The sequence below is a fragment of the Streptomyces sp. NPDC051567 genome (genome assembly GCF_044454165.1).
Taxonomy (GTDB): Bacteria; Actinomycetota; Actinomycetes; order Streptomycetales; family Streptomycetaceae; genus Streptomyces.
In genome coordinates this window covers 192403-210045 of the sequence record NZ_JBITDK010000008.1, presented here as the reverse complement: position 1 = coordinate 210045, position 17643 = coordinate 192403, and the positions used below count along the sequence as shown (strand labels likewise).

Here is a 17643-nt window from a genome sequence, read left to right as displayed (position 1 = left end):
AGTAGGTGGGGGATCTTTTCTTTCAGCTGTCGGGGTGGCGGGATTTGAACCCACGACCTCTTCGTCCCGAACGAAGCGCGCTGCCAAGCTGCGCTACACCCCGATCGTCGCCCTTGCAGAGCTTGCTGCCGTGGCGACATCGATTACTTTAGCGGACCGTCGGCCGGAGACGAAATCCGGTTTCGCGCGGCGGGCGCGGGGTCGGCGGGGGCTCGGGGAGGGGGAGCGGGGCGTCAGGCCTTCGGGGTGAGGGTCAGCAGGGTCGCTTCCGGCGGGCATGCGAAGCGGACCGGGGTGAAGCGGTTCGTGCCGCAGCCGGCGGAGACGTGGAGGTAGGCGCGGTGGCTGTCCGTCTCGTGCGTGGAGAGGCCCTTCACCCGCTTGGTGTCCAGGTCGCAGTTGGTGACGAGGGCCCCGTAGAAGGGGACGCACAGCTGCCCGCCGTGCGTGTGGCCCGCGAGGATCAGCGGGTAGCCGTCGGCCGTGAACGCCTCCAGCGCGCGCAGGTACGGGGCGTGCACCACGGCCAGCGAGAAGTCCGCGTCGGCCTCCGGTCCGCCCGCCACCCGCTCGTAGCGGTCCCGCTTGATGTGCGGGTCGTCCAGTCCGGTGAAGGCCAGCTCCAGGCCGTCCAGCTTCATCCGCGCCCGGGTGTTGGTGAGGTTCAGCCAGCCGGCCGCGTCGAAGGCGTCCCGCATCTGCTCCCACGGGTTGTGGACGACGCCGACGACCGGCTTGTTGCCGTTCAGCCCGTGCCGGCCCTGGGTCTTCTCGATCAGGTAGCGCCCGGGGTTGCGCGGCCGGGGCCCGTAGTAGTCGTTGGACCCGAAGACGTACGCCCCGGGGAACTCCATGAGCGGACCGAGCGCGTCCAGTACCTCCGGCACGCCCTCGGTGTCGGAGAGGTTGTCGCCGGTGTTCACGACGAAGTCCGGGCGCAGGCCGGCCAGGGACTGGAGCCAGGCGCGTTTCTTGCGCTGCCCGCCGACCATGTGGATGTCCGAGACCTGGAGGACGCGCAGCGGGCGCATCCCCTGGGGCAGGACGGGCACCGTGACCCGGCGCAGGCGGAACGACCGCGCCTCGAAACCGGCGGCGTAGGCCACACCCGCGGCCCCCACCGCCGCGATCCCGGTGGCCACCTTCAGGGGTACTCCGTAACGCGCGCGCATGGCCCCATCGTCGCAGACCAGGGAAACCGGCGGGCGCCACCGCCCCCGCACCTGGCAGACTCAGGTCATGACCACGCTCAAGGACAGGCTCCGGGAAGACCTCACCACCGCCATCAGGGAACGCGACGAGCTGCACTCGTCCACCCTGCGACTGACCCTCTCCGCCATCACCAAGGAGGAGGTCGCGGGTACGGCGGCACGCGTGCTTTCCGACGAGGAAGTCCTCAAGGTGATCGCCAGGGAGGCGAAGAAGCGCCGCGAGGCCGCGGAGGCGTTCGCGCTCGGCGGTCGCTCCGAGCAGGCCGCGCGGGAGACCGCGGAGGGCGAGTTCCTCGACACCTACCTGCCCAAGCAGCTCACCGACGACGAGCTTGAGGCGATCGTGACCCAGGCCGTCGCGGAGGCCCGGTCGGCGGGTGCCGAAGGGCCGCGGGCCATGGGCGCCGTCATGAAGATCGTGAACCCGAAGGTCGCCGGTCTGGCGGAGGGCGGCCGTGTCGCCGCCCTCGTCAAGCGGCAGCTGTCCTAGTTCCTGCCGTCACGGTCCTGCCCGGCCCGCCGCGTCCCGCGGTCACCCGGTCGGCGGACAGGGACGGCGGAGCGGTGGAACAGCGAAGGAGGGGCCCCGCCGGATGCGGAATCCGGCGGGGCCCCTCCTTCGTGGCCCGGGCCCGGGTGGACGACCACCCGGACCCGGCGTGACCACCTCGCGGTGCGCTACCTCCCGGACCGGTTCGGGCCGGGGGTCGGGGGGGAGCTGGGGTTCGTGCCCGGCCTGTTGCCGCGGGGCCCGCCGGACGAGGGCGAGGTGTCGGCGATCGGCACCGTGGTGAAGCTGGGCGCCTCACGGCCGGACAGCGCGCCCGAGACCGCGTTCTTCCAGATCGGACCGGGCAGACCACCACCGAAGACCTTGTCGTACGACTTGCCGCCGATCACGATGTTCTCCATCGTGATCTTCTTCGCGCCGCCCGAGCCGACCCATACGGCGCCGGAGATGTTCGGGGTGTAGCCGACGAACCAGGCGTTGTACCGGGCGTCGGTCGTACCGGTCTTGCCGGCGCTGTCGCGGTCGGTCAGGCCGGCCCGTTCACCGGTACCGGAGTCGACCACTCCGCGCAGCAGGGTGTTGATGGTGTCGGCCGTGGCCGTCGACATCGCCCGGTCGCACTTGCTCTTCGGCACCGCCAGCGCCTTGCCGTGGGTGTCGGTGATCGACTCGATGGCGATCGGGGTGCAGTAGACCCCGCGGTTGGCGAAGGTGGCGTACGCGTTGGCCATCGTCAGCGGGGACATCTCCTCGGAGCCGAGCGCGATGGCCGGACCGTCCGCCATCCTCGCGCCGCTCGCGGGGGCCACGCCCAGCTTCTGCGTCATCTGCGCCACCGGGCAGAGGCCGATCTCGCCGATCATCTCCACGAAGTACGTGTTGATCGACTTCTCCATGGCCGTCTTCAGCCCGTAGGGGCCGATCTCGTCCTCGGTCTCGTTCTTCGCCGTCTCGTCCTTGAGGTTGATGTAGTCGGTGCCGTCGCAGCGCGGGATCGGGCTCGGGTACTCCATCTTGTTCGGCGACGCGTACGTCTTGGTCGGCGACATGCCCCGTTCCAGGGCGGCGGCGGCGATGAACGGCTTGAACGTCGAGCCGACCTGGAAGCCGAAGTTGGAGCCGCCCATCCGCTTGTCCACGGAGTAGTTGATCTGCGTCTCGTTCTTGCCGAAGCCGTACGGCTTGGACTGACCCATCGCCAGCACCCGTCCGGTGCCCGGCTGGACCATGGTCACGGCCGTCGCGATCTTGTCGTCCTCGTAGACGTGGTCCTTGATCGACTCGTTCGTCGCGTCCTGCGCCTGCGGGTCCAGGGTCGTCCGTACCGTCAGACCGCCCTGGTTCCAGACCTTGGCCCGCTCCTCGCGCGTCTTGCCGAAGACGGAGTCGGTCAGGAAGGAGTTGCGGACGTAGTCGCAGAAGAAGCCCGCGCCCTTGACCGCCGTGATGCAGCCGTTCTTCGGGCGGGTCACCTTCAGCTGGACCGGCTTGGCCTTGGCCGCGTCCGCCTCCGCCTGGGAGACGTCCTTGATGTCGGCCATCCGCTGGAGCACGATGTTCCGGCGCTTGGTCGCCTCCTGGGAGTCGTTCACCGGGTCGTACCGGCTCGGCGACTGCACGACGCCCGCCAGCAGCGCCGCCTCCTCCAGTGCCAGGTCCTTGGCCGGCTTGCTGAAGTAGCGCTGGGCCGCGGACTCGATGCCGTACGCCTGCTGCCCGAAGTAGGTGATGTTCAGATAGTTCTCAAGGATCTTCTTCTTGCCGAGCTCCTCCTCCACCTGGATCGAGTACTTCAGCTCGCGGATCTTGCGGCCGAGACTCTTCTCCTGCGCCTCGCGCACCTTGGTCTCGTCATTGCCGGCCTCTTCGACGAACACGTTCTTCACGTACTGCTGCGTGAGCGTCGAGGCTCCCTGAGCGGCGCCGCCCTCCTGCGCGTTGCGGTTGACCGCGCGCAGGATGCCCTTGAGGTCGATGGCGCCGTGCTCGTAGAAACGGGAGTCCTCGATCGCGACGATCGCCTTCTGCATGTACGGGGAGATGGCCGTCAACGGGACCACCTGCCGGTCACGCGAATAGACCGTGGCGATCAAGCCACCCTCGGAGTCCAGAATCGTGGTGCGCTGGCTCAGCGGGGGTGTCTTGAGATTGGCCGGGATCTCGTCGAATCCCTCTACCGTGCCTTTGGCCGCGAGTCCCAGGGCGCCTGCGCCCGGGATCGCCATGCCGGCCAACACAACTCCGGAGAGAACGGACACTCCGAGGAACTTGGCGGCCTGCTGGCTCCCCGTGAGCCCGCCGCCCGAGCGCTTCTTTCCCATGAGGGCAGCCTACGTTCTCATTCACCGGACACACGTGAATGCCTTGGCCTAAGCTGTGCCCAACTGTCACAGCAGTGTGGCGCCGCATCAACCTCGCGGCTTGATTTTCACCCTTCCCGAATGGGTGGACGGATGTCCGAATCTCGTCCATCGCACGGAGTTCGGCCCCTCCACTCTTCGCCGATTTCACCCGAATCGCGCGAATGGTCGGGCATGTCGCCGGATCACTCCGTCGGGTGATCTGCCGCTTACCCATAGTCCGTTCGGACCATTCAAGATTGGGCCCGACGGGGGTGTTGCCGGGTGCTCGCCTTCCGTAACGTCCTCAACTGGCAGCGGTGAATATGCCGCTGCCGCCGTGGGGGAGCCTCGATTCGGGAGAGGACGGCGCCGGGATGGGCTGGGTTACCGACTGGAGTGCGCAGGCAGCCTGCCGCACTACCGATCCGGATGAACTGTTCGTTCAAGGAGCGGCACAGAACAGGGCCAAGGCGGTGTGCACCGGATGTCCGGTGCGGACCGAGTGCCTGGCCGACGCGCTCGACAACCGTGTCGAGTTCGGCGTGTGGGGTGGAATGACCGAGCGGGAACGACGCGCGCTGCTGCGCCGCCGTCCCACCGTCACTTCGTGGCGACGGCTGCTCGAAACCGCCCGCACGGAGTACGAACGCAGTACGGGCATCCTCACCGTGGATGTGGACGTGGAGATCGACGTTCCGTACGAAACCTACGCGGCGGCCGGGTAGACCACCCGCGCACCACGTCGTACGAACGCCTACGCTCCGGCCGGAACCCCGGCCGCGAGTCGCTCTCCGACGGCCCGCAGCCCGGTGAGATCGTGCACGTCGCCGGGCAGGGCGGCCACTTCGGCCACCGCCACCTCCGGATGCAGTGAGGTGAAGCGGTCGCGCGTACGCTGCTCGCGCGCGATCACCCGCATCCGTTCCGCGTGCAGGCGCAGCAGGCCCGCCGTGATCTTGTCCACGTCCGCCGCACGGCCGTCGGCACCGCTGCCGTCGCCGCCCTCGTCATCGCTGTCTCCGTCGTTCCCGCCGTCGGCGCGGTCGGGACGGTCGGCGTGGGGGGAGCCGGTACCGGGAGCGCCCGCGTCGGCGTCACGAAGTTCAGCTTTCCCGGACTCCTGATCGACCATGCCGCCTTCCTCAAGATTCTCTGCGGCGGCCAGTGCCCGCTCGGCGGAGAGCCGGTCGGCGCCGCTGCCGTGCACCCGGTTCAGGACCAGCCCGGCCAGCGGCATCCGCTCCGCGGCCAGCCGCTCCACGAAGTACGCCGCCTCGCGCAGGGCGTCCGGCTCGGGCGCCGCGACCACCAGGAAGGCCGTACCGGGAGCCTGCAGGAGCCGGAACGTCGCGTCCGCGCGGGTGCGGAACCCGCCGAACATCGTGTCCATCGCCGCCACGAAGGTCTGCACGTCCTTGAGGAGCGAGGCGCCCACCAGCTTGCTGAGCGTGCCCGTCATCATCGACATGCCGACATTGAGGAACTTCATCCCCGCCCGGCCGCCGACCTTCGCCGGAGCCGTCAGCACCCGGATGAGCTTCCCGTCCAGGAAGGACCCGAGGCGCTTCGGCGCGTCCAGGAAGTCCAGCGCGGACCGGCTCGGCGGGGTGTCCACGATGATCAGGTCCCAGTCGTCCCGGGCCCGCAGCTGCCCCAGCTTCTCCATCGCCATGTACTCCTGCGTGCCCGCGAAACCGGCCGACAGGGACTGGTAGAAGGGGTTGGCGAGGATGGCCCGCGCCCGCTCGCCGTCCGCGTGCGCCTCGACGATCTCGTCGAAGGTCCGCTTCATGTCGAGCATCATGGCGTGCAGTTCGCCGCCGTCGCGGCCGACACCGGGCCCACCGCCGTCCCGGCCGGCACCCTCACCGTCGCTCCCGGGGCCGCCGCCGTCGTTCCCGTGGCCGCCCCCGCCTGTTCCGTTCACGTCCCGCACCCTGCGCGGGGTGTTGTCCAGCGAGTCGATGCCCATCGACTGGGCGAGTCTGCGCGCCGGGTCGATGGTGAGGACGACCGCCTTCCGTCCGCGCTCCGCCGCCCGGACGCCCAGCGCCGCGGCGGTGGTGGTCTTGCCGACCCCGCCCGCCCCGCAGCACACGATGATCCGGGTCCCGCGATCGTCCAGCAGCCGGTCGACGGCCAGCCGCGGCGGTGTGTCCAGGCCCACGATGTCCCACCCCTCGCTCATGCGGTCCCCGCCCCCGCCTGCTCGCGGAGCGCGGCGGCCAGCTCGTACAGCCCGGCCACGTCCATCCCCGCGCCGAGCAGCGGGAGTTCGTACGCCGGTACGCGCAGCTCCTCCAGCACGGTGCGCTGGGCCCGCTCCAGCTCCACCCGGCCGGCGTGCTCCGCGGCCTGCGCCAGCAGCGGGTCCACCAGCTGCTCGGCCCGCTCGCCCCGGCCCGCGCCGCCCAGCCCGGCCCGGGACAGGGCCCCGGCCACGTCGGCGCGCCGCTCACCGGCCGCCGCGCGCAGGGTCCGCTCGTCGAGGTGGTGCGGCCGGACCATGTTGACGACGACCCGGCCGACCGGAAGCCCGGCCTCCGTCAGTTCCGCGATGCCGTCCGCGGTCTCCTGGACGGGCATCTCCTCCAGCAGCGTGACCAGGTGCACGGCCGTCTCCGGAGACTTGAGCACCTTCATGACGGCCTGTGCCTGGTGGTGGACCGGCCCGAACCGGGCCAGCCCCGCCACCTCGTCGTTGACGTTCAGGAACCGGGTGATCCGGCCGGTCGGCGGGGCGTCCATGACCACGTGGTCGTAGACGTACCGGCCCGTCCTGTCCTTGCGCCGCACCGCCTCGCACGCCTTGCCGGTCAGCAGGACGTCCCGCAGACCGGGCGCGACGGTCGTCGCGAAGTCGATGGCGCCGAGCTTCTTGAGCGCGCGTCCGGCGGAGCCGAGCTTGTAGAACATCTGGAGGTAGTCGAGCAGCGCCCGTTCGGCGTCGATGGCGAGCGCGAACACCTCCCCGCCACCGGGGGCGACGGCGATCTTCCGTTCCTCGTACGGGAGCGCCTGCGTACCGAAGAGCTGTGCGATTCCCTGCCTGCCCTCGACCTCCACCAGAAGAGTCCGCCGGCCCTCGCGTGCGAGGGCGAGCGCGAGTGCCGCGGCGACCGTGGTCTTGCCGGTGCCGCCCTTGCCGCTGACCACCTGGAGCCTGCTCACAGCGTCCGAGCCTAACGACCCGTCCCCGGAGGCGTGCAGGAGCCCCGGGGACGGGTGTGCGTGAGCCCTGCGGGGCGAGGCACTACGCTCGCCCCCATGACCAAGAAGTTCGAATACGCGACGGTCCCGCTGCTGGTCCACGCCACCAAGCAGATCCTGGACACCTGGGGCGAGGACGGCTGGGAGCTCGTCCAGGTCGTGCCCGGCCCGAACAACCCCGAGCAGCTCGTGGCCTACCTCAAGCGGGAGAGGGCATGAGCGGGGCGGTCGAGGCGAGGATCGCCGAGCTCGGCCTGATCCTGCCCGAGGTCGTCCCGCCGCTGGCCGCGTACCAGCCGGCCGTCCGGTCGGGCTCCTACGTGTACACCTCGGGGCAGCTCCCGATGGTCAAGGGCAGCCTGCCCGTCACCGGCAAGGTCGGCGCCGAGGTCTCGGCGGAGCAGGCCAAGGAGCTGGCCGCCACGTGCGCGCTGAACGCCCTGGCCGCCGTCAAGTCCGTGACCGGTGACCTCGACCTGATCGCCCGTGTCGTCAAGGTCGTCGGCTTCGTCGCCTCGGCCCCGGACTTCACGGGCCAGCCGGGCGTGATCAACGGGACGAGCGAGCTGCTGGGCGAGATCCTCGGCGACAAGGGCGTCCACGCCCGCAGCGCGGTCGGTGTGGCGGTCCTGCCGCTGGACGCGCCCGTCGAGGTCGAGATCCAGGTCGAGCTGGTTCCCGGGGCCTGACCTTCCCGATCCGGTGTTCACGGGCCACGGCCGCGCGCGGAGCGCGACCGTGGCCCGTTCCGCGTTCCGGGGGCCGGAGCCCTGGCGGGGCCTGGTCCGGGCCCCGCCAGGGCCGGTCCGGGCGGGTCCCGGGCGGGTCCGGGCGGGGGGCTCTCGAACATCGGGCCGGATGGCCGTAGCATCCCGTCATGCCGCCCCATGCTCAGAACGGTCAGCGACAGCCCTCCCCCGGAGGCCAGTGGTACCCGCCGGAGTGGCCCGACCGCATCCGCGCGCTCGCGGCCGGCTCGCTCACCCCGGCCGCGCCCCGCCGCGCCGCCACCGTCATGCTGCTGCGCGACACCCCTGCCGGACCCGCCGTGCACATGCTGCGCCGCCGGGCCTCCATGGCCTTCGCCGGGGGCGCGTACGCCTACCCCGGCGGCGGGGTCGACCCGCGCGACGAGGACCGTGCCGTCGGCTGGGCGGGTCCGTCGCGGCGGGAGTGGGCCGCGCGGCTCGGGACCGACACCGCCACCGCCCAGGCCATCGTGTGCGCGGCCGTGCGCGAGACCTTCGAGGAAGCGGGCGTCCTGCTCGCCGGGGAGGGCCCGGACACCGTCGTCGGCGACACCACCGGCGAGGAGTGGGAGGCCGGCCGGCGGGCGCTCGTGGCCAGGGAGCTGTCCTTCGCCGAGTTCCTCGGCAGCCGGGGCCTGCGGCTCCGCTCCGACCTGCTCGGGGCCTGGGCGCGCTGGATCACCCCGGAGTTCGAGCCCCGCCGCTACGACACCTGCTTCTTCGTCGCCGCGCTCCCCGGGGGCCAGCGCACCCGCAACGCCTCCACCGAGGCCGACCGGACCGTCTGGATCAGCCCGGCCGACGCCGCCGACGGCTACGACCGGGGCGAGCTGCTGATGATGCCGCCCACCATCTCCACCCTGCGCTCCCTGGAGCCTTACGCGCGCGCCGCCGAGGTGCTCGGCGCCGCCGCCGGGCGGGATCTCGCCCCGGTGCTGGCGCGGGCCGTGCTGGACGGGGACGAGCTGGTGCTCAGCTGGCCGGGCCACGACGAGTTCACCCGGCGGGTAAGCCCCGGAGGTACCCCCTCGTGACCGATGCCGCCGCCCTGCCCGGCCGGCCCCGCGCGGCCGTCACCTCCGGGCCCGCGACCGCCCGCGCGGTCAACGTGCTGGCCCCCAACGCCTCCGCGATGACCCTGGACGGGACCAACACCTGGATCGTCGCCGAGCCCGGCTCGGACCTGGCCGTCGTCATCGACCCCGGTCCGCTGGACGAGGCCCACCTGCGTGAGGTCGTCGCCACCGCCGGGCGGGCGGGCCGGCGGGTCGCCCTCACCCTGCTCACCCACGGCCACCCCGACCACGCCGAGGGCGCGGGCCGCTTCGCCGAACTCACCGGTACGAAGGTCCGCGCCCTCGACCCCGCGCTGCGCCTCGGCGACGAGGGGCTGGCCGCCGGGGACGTGATCCGGACCGGCGGGCTGGAGCTGCGCGTCGTGCCGACCCCCGGGCACACCTCCGACTCGCTCTGCTTCCACCTGCCCGCCGACGGGGCCGTCCTGACCGGGGACACCGTCCTCGGCCGCGGCACCACGCTCGTCGCCCACCCCGACGGCCGGCTCGGGGACTACCTGGACTCGCTGCGCCGGCTGCGCTCGCTCACCGTGGACGACGGGGTCCACACCGTCCTGCCGGGCCACGGGCCGGTGCTGGAGGACGCGCAGGGCGCCGTCGAGTACTACCTGGCCCACCGAGCGCACCGCCTCGCCCAGATCGAGACGGCGGTGGAGAACGGTTTCGTCACCCCCGAGGAGGTCGTGGCCCACGTCTACGCGGAGGTGGACCGCTCGCTGTGGCCGGCCGCGCGGTGGTCCGTACAGGCGCAGCTGGAGTACCTGCGGGAGCACGGCCTGATCCCGGGCGGACCGGAATGACCCGGCGGCCCCGGCCCGGCCCGGGCGGGGGCCTGACCGGCCCCTGACCCGGGGTACGGGCGCTCCGCGGCCTCCCGGGGCCGGGGAGCGGGCGGGGACGCGCGAAAGGGCCCCGCCCATCGGGCGGGACCCTTCACGACGGCCGGCCGGTCTCCGGGCGTCATCCCCCGGCCCTCAGCCGTCAGATGTCACACAGCACACGCCGTACGGCGTGTGTCAGCGGGACCGCTTCGCCAGCCGCTCCACGTCCAGCAGGATGACCGCGCGGGCCTCCAGCCGGAGCCAGCCACGGCCCGCGAAGTCGGCCAGGGCCTTGTTCACGGTCTCGCGGGAGGCGCCGACGAGCTGCGCGAGTTCCTCCTGCGTCAGGTCGTGGACGACGTGGATGCCCTCCTCCGACTGCACGCCGAAGCGGCGCGACAGGTCGAGGAGCGCCCGCGCCACGCGGCCCGGGACATCGGAGAAGACCAGGTCGGACATCTGGTCGTTGGTCTTGCGCAGGCGCCGGGCGACGGCGCGCAGCAGCGCGGTCGCGACCTCGGGCCGGGCGTTCAGCCAGGGCTGGAGGTCTCCGTGGCCCAGGCCGAGCAGCTTGACCTCGGTCAGCGCGGTGGCGGTGGCGGTGCGCGGGCCCGGGTCGAACAGCGACAGCTCGCCGATCAGCTCGCCGGGGCCGAGGACGGCCAGCATGTTCTCGCGGCCGTCGGGGGAGGTGCGGTGCAGTTTCACCTTGCCCTCGGTGACGACATACAGCCGGTCACCGGGGTCGCCCTCGTGGAACAGTGCGTCACCACGTGCGAGGGTCACCTCGCCCATGGAGGCGCGGAGCTCCGCGGCCTGCTCGTCATCGAGCGCCGCGAAGAGCGGGGCACGCCGCAGTACGTCGTCCACGAGTCTCTCTCCTATGTCGACCAGCTCAGGGGAGCGTGCTCCCCATTTTGCCGGACGGCTCAAACAGTGCGATCAGTCACAAGGATGCCGGACGTCAGGGCGTGGTGTGCGGCGAGAGGCCGATCGGGGTGGTGTTACCTGAGGTCCGGGCGGCTGTCGGCGACCGGCCCTAGGCTGGTCGGGTGTCCAATAACCCGGTGAGAGCACAGGCCAAGGGGTCCACAGGAGTGACGAGGCTCCGCGATTCAGCCGTGGGCGAACAACCCCCTGAGAAGGCGTCCACGAAGGCCCCGGCCCGTCCTCAGGGCAAAGGTTCGGCCAAGAAACCGAAGGCGGTCAGGCCCGAATCCCACCTGGCCATGGTCCGCCGGGCCCGCCGTATCAACCGCGAACTGGCCGAGATCTATCCGTACGCCCACCCGGAGCTCGACTTCCGCAACCCCTTCGAGCTGCTGGTGGCCACCGTGCTGTCCGCGCAGACCACCGACCTGCGCGTGAACCAGACCACCCCGGCCCTCTTCGCCGCCTACCCGACCCCCGAGGACATGGCCGCGGCGGCCCCCGAGCACCTGGAGGAGATCATCCGGCCGACCGGGTTCTTCCGGGCGAAGTCCAAGTCCCTGCTCGGCCTCTCGCAGGCCCTGCGGGACAACTTCGGCGGGGAGGTCCCGGGCCGCATCGAGGACCTGGTGACCCTGCCCGGAGTCGGCCGCAAGACGGCCAACGTGGTCCTGGGTAACGCCTTCGGTGTTCCGGGGATCACGGTGGACACCCACTTCGGCCGCCTGGTCCGCCGCTGGAAGTGGACCGGGCAGGAGGACCCGGTGAAGGTCGAGGCGGAGATCTGCGCGATCTTCCCCAAGAGCGAGTGGACGATGCTGTCGCACCGTGTCGTCTTCCACGGACGCCGGATCTGCCACGCGCGCAAACCGGCCTGCGGTGCCTGCCCGATCGCCCCGCTCTGCCCGGCGTACGGGGAGGGCGAGACCGATCCGGAGAAGGCGCGGCTGCTGCTGAAGTACGAGAAGGGCGGCCGTCCGGGCCAGCGGCTGAGCCCGCCCCCGGACTACCCGGGGCTTCCGGCGCCGCCGCTGGGCGGTGCCACGGAGTCCTGACCGGCCCGCGGCCCGCGGCGGACCGGCCCGGTGGAGCGGCGGACCGGAGCGGCGGACCGGCCCGGCGGAGCGGCGGGACAGGTCGGCGGACCGGCCCGGCGGAACGAATCGGTACCCGGACCGCGTTGGGCGGTGTGGGAGAACATGGACAGGGGTGCCTATGACTGGGGCGACGCAGAACCGGCCCACGGAGTTCGCGGGACCGGCCGGGGCCGAGGGGCCCGCCGCGCGCGCGAGACCGGCACCGGCCGCCCCCGCGGTCTCCGTCGCCGGTCTGCCCGGGTGGCTGGAACCGGTCGAGCGGGCCGCCCGGACCGTCGAGCCGCTCCAGCTCAGCAGCTTCCTGCCGCCCGAGGACGGCGGAGGCCGCCAGTCCGCTGTCCTCGTCCTCTTCGGCGAGGGTCCCCGCGGCCCCGAGCTGCTGCTCATGGAGCGCTCCGGGAGCCTCCGTTCGCATGCCGGTCAGCCGTCCTTCCCCGGTGGCGCCCTCGACCCGCAGGACGGCGACCCGCGGACCACCGGCCCGCTCCGCGCCGCCCTGCGCGAGGCCGAGGAGGAGACCGGCCTCGACCCCGCCGGGGTCCAGGTCTTCGGGGTGCTGCCCCGCCTCTACATCCCGGTCAGCGAGTTCGTCGTGACCCCCGTCCTCGGCTGGTGGCGGGCCCCCAGCCCGGTCGGCGCCGTGGACCCGGCCGAGACGGCGCGCGTCTTCACCGTCCCCGTGGCGGATCTCACGGACCCCGCGCACCGCGTCACCGTCGTCCACCCCGCCGGTTACCGCGGCCCGGCCTTCACCGTCGCATCGGCTCTGGTCTGGGGTTTCACCGCCGGGGTGATCGACCGGATTCTGTACTTCGCGGGCTGGGAGCGTCCGTGGGACCGCTCGCGGCAGGTCCCGCTGGACTGGAGCGCGTGAGACGGTGACCCACGTGAACGTGCTGGACATCCTGTTGCTGCTCGCCGCCGTGTGGTTCGCGATCGTCGGTTACCGCCAGGGGTTCGTCGTCGGCATCCTGTCGGTGACCGGCTTCCTCGGCGGTGGCCTCGTCGCCGTGGCCCTGCTCCCGCTGGTCTGGGACCGGGTGACCGACAACGGCACCCAGGTCTCGCCCACGGCCGTCGTCCTCGCCGTCGTCGTGGTCATCGTCTGCGCCTCGATCGGCCAGGCGTTCACCACCCACCTCGGCAACCGGCTCCGTCGCCACATCACCTGGTCACCGGCGCGCGCGGTCGACGCGACCGGCGGCGCGCTGGTCAACGTGGTCGCGATGCTGCTGGTGGCCTGGCTGATCGGTTCCGCGCTCGCCGGGACCTCCCTGCCCACCCTCGGCAAGGAGGTCCGCGCCTCCCAGGTGCTCCTCGGCGTGTCACGTGTGATGCCCAGCCAGGCGAACACCTTGTTCTCGGACTTCAGCTCCACCCTCGCGCGGAGCGGCTTCCCGCAGGTCTTCAGCCCGTTCGCCGACGAGCAGATCACCGAGGTCAAGGAGCCCGATCCGGCCCTCGCGCACGGCTCCGTAGCCGAGCAGGCCAAACGTTCGATCGTGAAGGTCGTCGGCACCGCGCCCACGTGCAGCAAGGTGCTGGAGGGCACGGGCTTCGTCTTCGCGCCCGGCAAGGTGATGACCAACGCGCATGTCGTCGGCGGGGTGATCGAGCCCACCGTGCAGGTCGGCGGCGAGGGCAAGCTCTACGACGGCAAGGTCGTGCTCTACGACTGGGCGCGCGACATCGCCGTCCTGGACGTGCCCAGCCTGAAGGCTCCGCCACTGGAGTTCACCGACAAGGACGCGGTGAGCGGCGGCGACGCGATCGTCGCGGGCTTCCCGGAGAACGGCGGCTACGACGTCCGCGCGGCCCGGGTCCGGGGCCGGATCAACGCCAACGGGCCGGACATCTACCACCGGGACACCGTCCGCCGCGACGTCTACTCGCTCTACGCGACGGTCCGCCAGGGCAACTCCGGCGGACCGCTGCTGGCGCCCGACGGCAAGGTGTACGGGGTCGTCTTCGCGAAGTCCCTCGACGACCCGAACACCGGCTACGCGCTGACGGCGGACGAGATCCGCGACGACATCCGGCTCGGCACGACCGCCGACCGCCGTGTCGACAGCCAGGGCTGCGCCCTCTAGGCCCTGTCGTCAAAGTGATGCCGGTAAGGCCCGTGGCGCCCGGTGCCGTGCATCGCAAGGCGGAGGGGTGCCCGTAGTACTGGAGTACTTGGGCGCTCCGGCAACGCGGTGAGGTGCGGTGCCGGGCGTCGCGGGCCAGGCATCACTTTGACGACAGGGCCTAGGCCCGTCCGACCGGAAAGGTCCACCGGCCCGCGCCGCCCGGTACGGCAGCAGGGCGGGCCGGTGGTGGTCATGTCCGGGTGTGGCGCAGGCGCGCGGAGACCCAGCGGGCCCTGCGGCGCAGGATGCGGGAGATTCCGAGTCGGGGGTCGTGGCCGTGCCGGCCCGCCCTCTCGTGGGGGCCCGGCGGGGTGGCCGGGCGGCTTTCGTGTGCGGTGTCACCGTAGTCGTCGTGCGTCCAGCCCATACATCGAGCTGTGCCCGTGGCCCAAGGTCGGTAATCCCGTCCGGGGCGGCCAATTGGCCTATGCGCGCGGCAAGTGAAGGAGGGCCCGGCGGGCGCCCCGGCGGGCGCCCCGGCGGGCCGACGGGTGGTCAGCGGTCCGGCTCGGAGTCCTTGAGCCAGTTGACCAGCTCGGCGGAGAAGGCCGCCGGGTCCTCCTCGTGCGGGAAGTGCCCCAGGCCGTCGAACAGCCGCCAGCGGTACGGGGCTTCGACGTACTCCCCGGAACCCGCCGCGCTCCGCGTCCGCATCACCGGATCGAGCGAGCCGTGCAGATGCAGCGTCGGCACGCGCACCGGCCGCTTCATGCGCCGGTTGAACTGGAGCCCGTCCGGGCGGGCCGTCGACCGCATCATCCAGCGGTACGGCTCGATCGAACAGTGCGCGGTGGACGGGATGCACATGGCGCGCCGGTAGACGTCGACGTCCTCGTCCTGCGGCGGGCGCGGCCCCGACCACTCCCTGATCAGGCGCCCCACGAGTTCCCCGTCGTCGGCGATGAGCTGCCGCTCGGGGACGAAGGGCCGCTGGAAGCCCCAGATGTGCGAACTCGCCCGGGTCTGCCCGAAGTCCGACAGCATCGCCGAGCGCCAGCGGCGCGGGTGCGGCATGGACGAGACCACGAGCCGGCGCACCAGCTTGGGCCGCATCACGGCCGCCGTCCAGGCGAGGTAGCCGCCCAGGTCGTGCCCGACGAGGGCGGCGTCCGGCTCGCCGAGGGAGCGGATGACCCCGGTGACGTCGAGGGCGAGGTTGGCGGGGTCGTAGCCGCGCGGGGTCCGGTCGCTGCCGCCCACCCCGCGCAGGTCCATCGCGACCGCCCGGTAGCCGGCGTCGGCGAGCGCGGTCAGCTGGTGGCGCCAGGTCCACCAGAACTGCGGGAAGCCGTGCAGCAGCAGCACCAGCGGCCCGTCGCCCAGTTCGGCCACGTGGAAGCGGGCGCCGTTGGCCGCGACGTCCCGGTGCGTCCAGGGGCCCTCCCGCCGGACCACCGAGGCGGCCGTGGGGGGAGTGCTGGAGTCCGGCGTGGGCGCTGTCATGAGGAGGAGCGTGTCACACCCAGGGCCTGCTCACTCACCGGTCGCGGGTGCGGCTTGACGGTCCCTACGATCGCCGCGGTCTGCTTGACCGAGGCGATGGTCCGCTCCGGCGGCTTGACCTTCTTGAACTTCGCCACGGCCAGCAGCACCAGCAGGAGCGCGATCAGCAGGAAGGCCGCGCCCACGATCAGGAAGCACCAGACCAGGCCGAGTCCGGTGCTGTGGATTCCATAGGCCGCGGAGAAGCTCAGCACCGGGAGGGAGAAGAGCGCGAGCACTCCGGCGGCCACGGCCGCGCCGCTGCCGATCCCCGCGCGCCTGACGTCCTGGCGGAGTTCCGCCTTGGCGAGGGCGATCTCGTCGTGCACCAGGGCGGACATCTCGGCGGTGGCCGAGGCGACCAGCTGGCCGAGTGTGCGCTCGGCTCCTCGCGCCTCTTGGTCCACTGCGCTCATCACTCTCTCCCTCTTGTCGTCTGCCGCCGGGGCCGTCCGTGACGTCTGTGCCGTCGGCGGCTTTCGGCGGCTGTCCCGCGTCGTCAGTCAGATCATGCCGGACGGTTGCCCCCGCCGCTGGACCCGGCGGTCGCTTCGGTCGCGGCGGCGGCCCTGCGGCGGTGTTCCGCGGCCTTCTCCTCGTAGATCCTGGCCATCCGCAGGTGGTAGTCGGGCTTGTCCTCCTCGTAGATGTCCGGGATGCCGTCGTGGTCCTCGTCGCGCTCCTCGGCCTCGGTGAGCGCCTGGTAGGTGCGGTTGCGGAGCTTGAGCATGACGGCCGCGAGCACGGCGGCGATGAGGGAGCCGATCAGGACGGCGGCCTTGACCTCGTCGGTGAGGACCTGGTCCCCGGCGAAGGCGAGTTCGCCGATCAGGAGGGAGACGGTGAAGCCGATGCCGGCGAGCGTGGCCACGGCGAAGACGTCGGGCCAGGCGAGGTCCTCGTTCAGTTCGGCCTTGGTGAAGCGGGCGGCCAGCCAGGTGCCGCCGAAGATGCCGACGGTCTTGCCGACGACCAGGCCGAGGACGACGCCGAGGGTCTCGGGCCGGGTGAAGACCTGGGCGATGGCGTGGTCGGAGAGGGAGACCCCGGCGGAGAAGAGGGCGAAGAGGGGCACGGCCAGCCCGGCCGAGAGCGGCCGGACCATGTGCTCGATGTGCTCGCCGGGGGAGTGCTCCTCGCCGTCCTTGCGGTGGCAGCGCAGCATCAGGCCCATGGCGACGCCCGCGATGGTCGCGTGGACGCCGCTGTTGTACATCAGGCCCCAGATGGCCAGGGCCAGCGGGACGTAGAGGTACCAGCCGCGGACGTTCTTGCGGATCAGGAACCAGAAGAGGACCAGGCCCGCGAGCGCGCCGCAGAGCGCCAGGAAGTCGATGTCGCTGGTGAAGAAGACCGCGATGATCAGGATGGCGAAGAGGTCGTCGACGACCGCGAGGGTCAGCAGGAAGGCGCGCAGGGCGGACGGCAGCGAGGTGCCGATGACCGCGAGGACGGCGAGCGCGAAGGCGATGTCGGTGGCGGTCGGGACCGCCCAGCCGCTCGTCGAGCCGTTGCCGAGGGTGGTGACCAGGGTGTAGACCAGCGCGGGCACGGCCATGCCGCACAGGGCGGCGACGACCGGGAGGGCGGCGGCCTTGGGGTCGCGCAGGTCGCCCGCGACGAGTTCGCGCTTGAGCTCGATGCCGGCGACGAAGAAGAAGACGGCGAGCAGGCCGTCGGCCGCCCAGTGCTGGAGCGAGAGGTCCAGTCCGAGGGCGGCGGGGCCTATGTGGAAGTTGCGGACGCTGTCGTAGCTGTCCGAGACGGCGGGGATGTTCGCCCACATCAGGGCGGCTATCGCGGCGACGAGGAGCAGCACACCGCCGACCGTCTCGGCGCGCAGGGCGTCGGCGACGAACCGGCGCTCGGGCAGCGAGAGCCGGCCGAGCAGCTTGCGGCTCTGGGGGTCGGTGGAGCGGGGCGCGGCCACGTGAGGAACCTCCGGGGTGGGTTGGACGGCATGGCGAAGCACTTGCCGACCAGACTTCCCGGCACACCCTGTGGACTTTCTTTACGCTTTCAATATTTTACAGGGTGCACGCAAGGTCGTATCCGGTGATCGTCACTTTATGCGCGAAAGGG

Annotated in this window: 17 protein-coding genes and 1 tRNA gene; 9 read left to right on the top strand and 9 right to left on the bottom strand. The window is 71.8% G+C overall.

Annotated elements, in window-relative coordinates; translation table 11 throughout:
- Positions 1-29 precede the first annotated feature (29 nt).
- Positions 30-103 (bottom strand) — tRNA-Pro (locus ACIA5F_RS12520).
- A gap of 130 nt (positions 104-233) precedes the next feature.
- Positions 234-1172, bottom strand: coding sequence for a metallophosphoesterase (locus tag ACIA5F_RS12515; RefSeq protein ID WP_399351868.1), 939 nt, complete (start codon positions 1170-1172; stop codon positions 234-236).
- Between the two features lie 67 nt (positions 1173-1239).
- Between ACIA5F_RS12515 and ACIA5F_RS12510 the strand changes: the two genes are divergently transcribed.
- A complete protein-coding gene (locus ACIA5F_RS12510; protein WP_399351870.1) occupies positions 1240-1701 on the top strand; it encodes a GatB/YqeY domain-containing protein in 462 nt (153 codons plus the stop codon).
- Between the two features lie 188 nt (positions 1702-1889).
- Here ACIA5F_RS12510 and ACIA5F_RS12505 read toward each other — a convergent pair whose 3' ends face one another.
- On the bottom strand, positions 1890-4043 hold the full coding sequence (locus ACIA5F_RS12505; RefSeq protein ID WP_399351872.1) for a transglycosylase domain-containing protein: 2154 nt from the start codon (positions 4041-4043) through the stop codon (positions 1890-1892).
- Positions 4044-4438: 395 nt separating this feature from the next.
- Here ACIA5F_RS12505 and ACIA5F_RS12500 point away from each other — a divergent pair, with 395 nt between their 5' ends.
- Positions 4439-4789 carry a WhiB family transcriptional regulator gene (locus ACIA5F_RS12500; protein ID WP_399351977.1) on the top strand — a complete coding sequence of 117 codons (351 nt, stop codon included), beginning with the start codon at positions 4439-4441 and terminating at the stop codon, positions 4787-4789.
- Between the two features lie 29 nt (positions 4790-4818).
- Here ACIA5F_RS12500 and ACIA5F_RS12495 read toward each other — a convergent pair whose 3' ends face one another.
- Complete coding sequence (locus ACIA5F_RS12495) at positions 4819-6252, bottom strand: ArsA family ATPase (protein ID WP_399351874.1); 1434 nt, start codon at positions 6250-6252, stop codon at positions 4819-4821.
- On the bottom strand, positions 6249-7235 hold the full coding sequence (locus tag ACIA5F_RS12490) for an ArsA family ATPase (RefSeq protein WP_399351877.1): 987 nt from the start codon (positions 7233-7235) through the stop codon (positions 6249-6251). The genes ACIA5F_RS12495 and ACIA5F_RS12490 overlap by 4 nt, the downstream gene beginning before the upstream one ends.
- 96 nt (positions 7236-7331) lie before the next feature.
- Between ACIA5F_RS12490 and ACIA5F_RS12485 the strand changes: the two genes are divergently transcribed.
- From ACIA5F_RS12485 to ACIA5F_RS12470, 4 genes are all read left to right on the top strand, one after another.
- Entirely contained in the window at positions 7332-7493 is a 162-nt protein-coding gene (locus ACIA5F_RS12485; protein ID WP_399351879.1) for a DUF4177 domain-containing protein, read from the top strand.
- Positions 7490-7963 (top strand): RidA family protein, encoded by a 474-nt coding sequence (locus ACIA5F_RS12480; protein ID WP_399351881.1) that lies wholly within the window; start codon positions 7490-7492, stop codon positions 7961-7963. Before ACIA5F_RS12485 ends, ACIA5F_RS12480 begins: the two co-directional genes overlap by 4 nt.
- Positions 7964-8151: 188 nt before the next feature.
- Positions 8152-9057: an NUDIX hydrolase gene (locus tag ACIA5F_RS12475; protein WP_399351883.1), complete on the top strand. Its 906-nt coding sequence runs from the start codon at positions 8152-8154 to the stop codon at positions 9055-9057.
- Positions 9054-9899, top strand: a complete 846-nt coding sequence (locus ACIA5F_RS12470; RefSeq protein WP_399351885.1) for an MBL fold metallo-hydrolase — start codon at positions 9054-9056, stop codon at positions 9897-9899. The genes ACIA5F_RS12475 and ACIA5F_RS12470 overlap by 4 nt, the downstream gene beginning before the upstream one ends.
- Before the next feature lie 216 nt (positions 9900-10115).
- Here ACIA5F_RS12470 and ACIA5F_RS12465 read toward each other — a convergent pair whose 3' ends face one another.
- The gene (locus ACIA5F_RS12465; protein ID WP_003981529.1) at positions 10116-10790 is read right to left on the bottom strand and encodes a Crp/Fnr family transcriptional regulator; all 675 of its coding nucleotides are present in this window, start codon (positions 10788-10790) and stop codon (positions 10116-10118) included.
- A 251-nt stretch (positions 10791-11041) separates the two neighbouring features.
- On the opposite strand from ACIA5F_RS12465, the gene nth reads away from it, so the two are divergent.
- The 3 genes from nth (at position 11042) to ACIA5F_RS12450 (ending at position 14037) form a co-directional block, all read left to right on the top strand.
- On the top strand, positions 11042-11905 hold the full coding sequence (gene nth, locus ACIA5F_RS12460; RefSeq protein ID WP_399351887.1) for an endonuclease III: 864 nt from the start codon (positions 11042-11044) through the stop codon (positions 11903-11905).
- Between the two features lie 160 nt (positions 11906-12065).
- Positions 12066-12821, top strand: coding sequence for an NUDIX hydrolase (locus ACIA5F_RS12455; RefSeq protein WP_399351890.1), 756 nt, complete (start codon positions 12066-12068; stop codon positions 12819-12821).
- A gap of 13 nt (positions 12822-12834) precedes the next feature.
- Positions 12835-14037: a MarP family serine protease gene (locus ACIA5F_RS12450; protein WP_399351979.1), complete on the top strand. Its 1203-nt coding sequence runs from the start codon at positions 12835-12837 to the stop codon at positions 14035-14037.
- A 537-nt stretch (positions 14038-14574) separates the two neighbouring features.
- Here ACIA5F_RS12450 and ACIA5F_RS12445 read toward each other — a convergent pair.
- The 3 genes from ACIA5F_RS12445 to nhaA all read right to left on the bottom strand — a co-directional run bounded on the left by ACIA5F_RS12445 (position 14575) and on the right by nhaA (position 17491).
- A complete protein-coding gene (locus ACIA5F_RS12445; RefSeq protein WP_399351892.1) occupies positions 14575-15522 on the bottom strand; it encodes an alpha/beta fold hydrolase in 948 nt (315 codons plus the stop codon).
- Positions 15519-15977: a phage holin family protein gene (locus tag ACIA5F_RS12440; protein ID WP_399351894.1), complete on the bottom strand. Its 459-nt coding sequence runs from the start codon at positions 15975-15977 to the stop codon at positions 15519-15521. The genes ACIA5F_RS12445 and ACIA5F_RS12440 overlap by 4 nt, the downstream gene beginning before the upstream one ends.
- A gap of 92 nt (positions 15978-16069) precedes the next feature.
- Complete coding sequence (gene nhaA, locus ACIA5F_RS12435; RefSeq protein ID WP_399351896.1) at positions 16070-17491, bottom strand: Na+/H+ antiporter NhaA; 1422 nt, start codon at positions 17489-17491, stop codon at positions 16070-16072.
- Between the last annotated feature and the right edge of the window lie 152 nt (positions 17492-17643).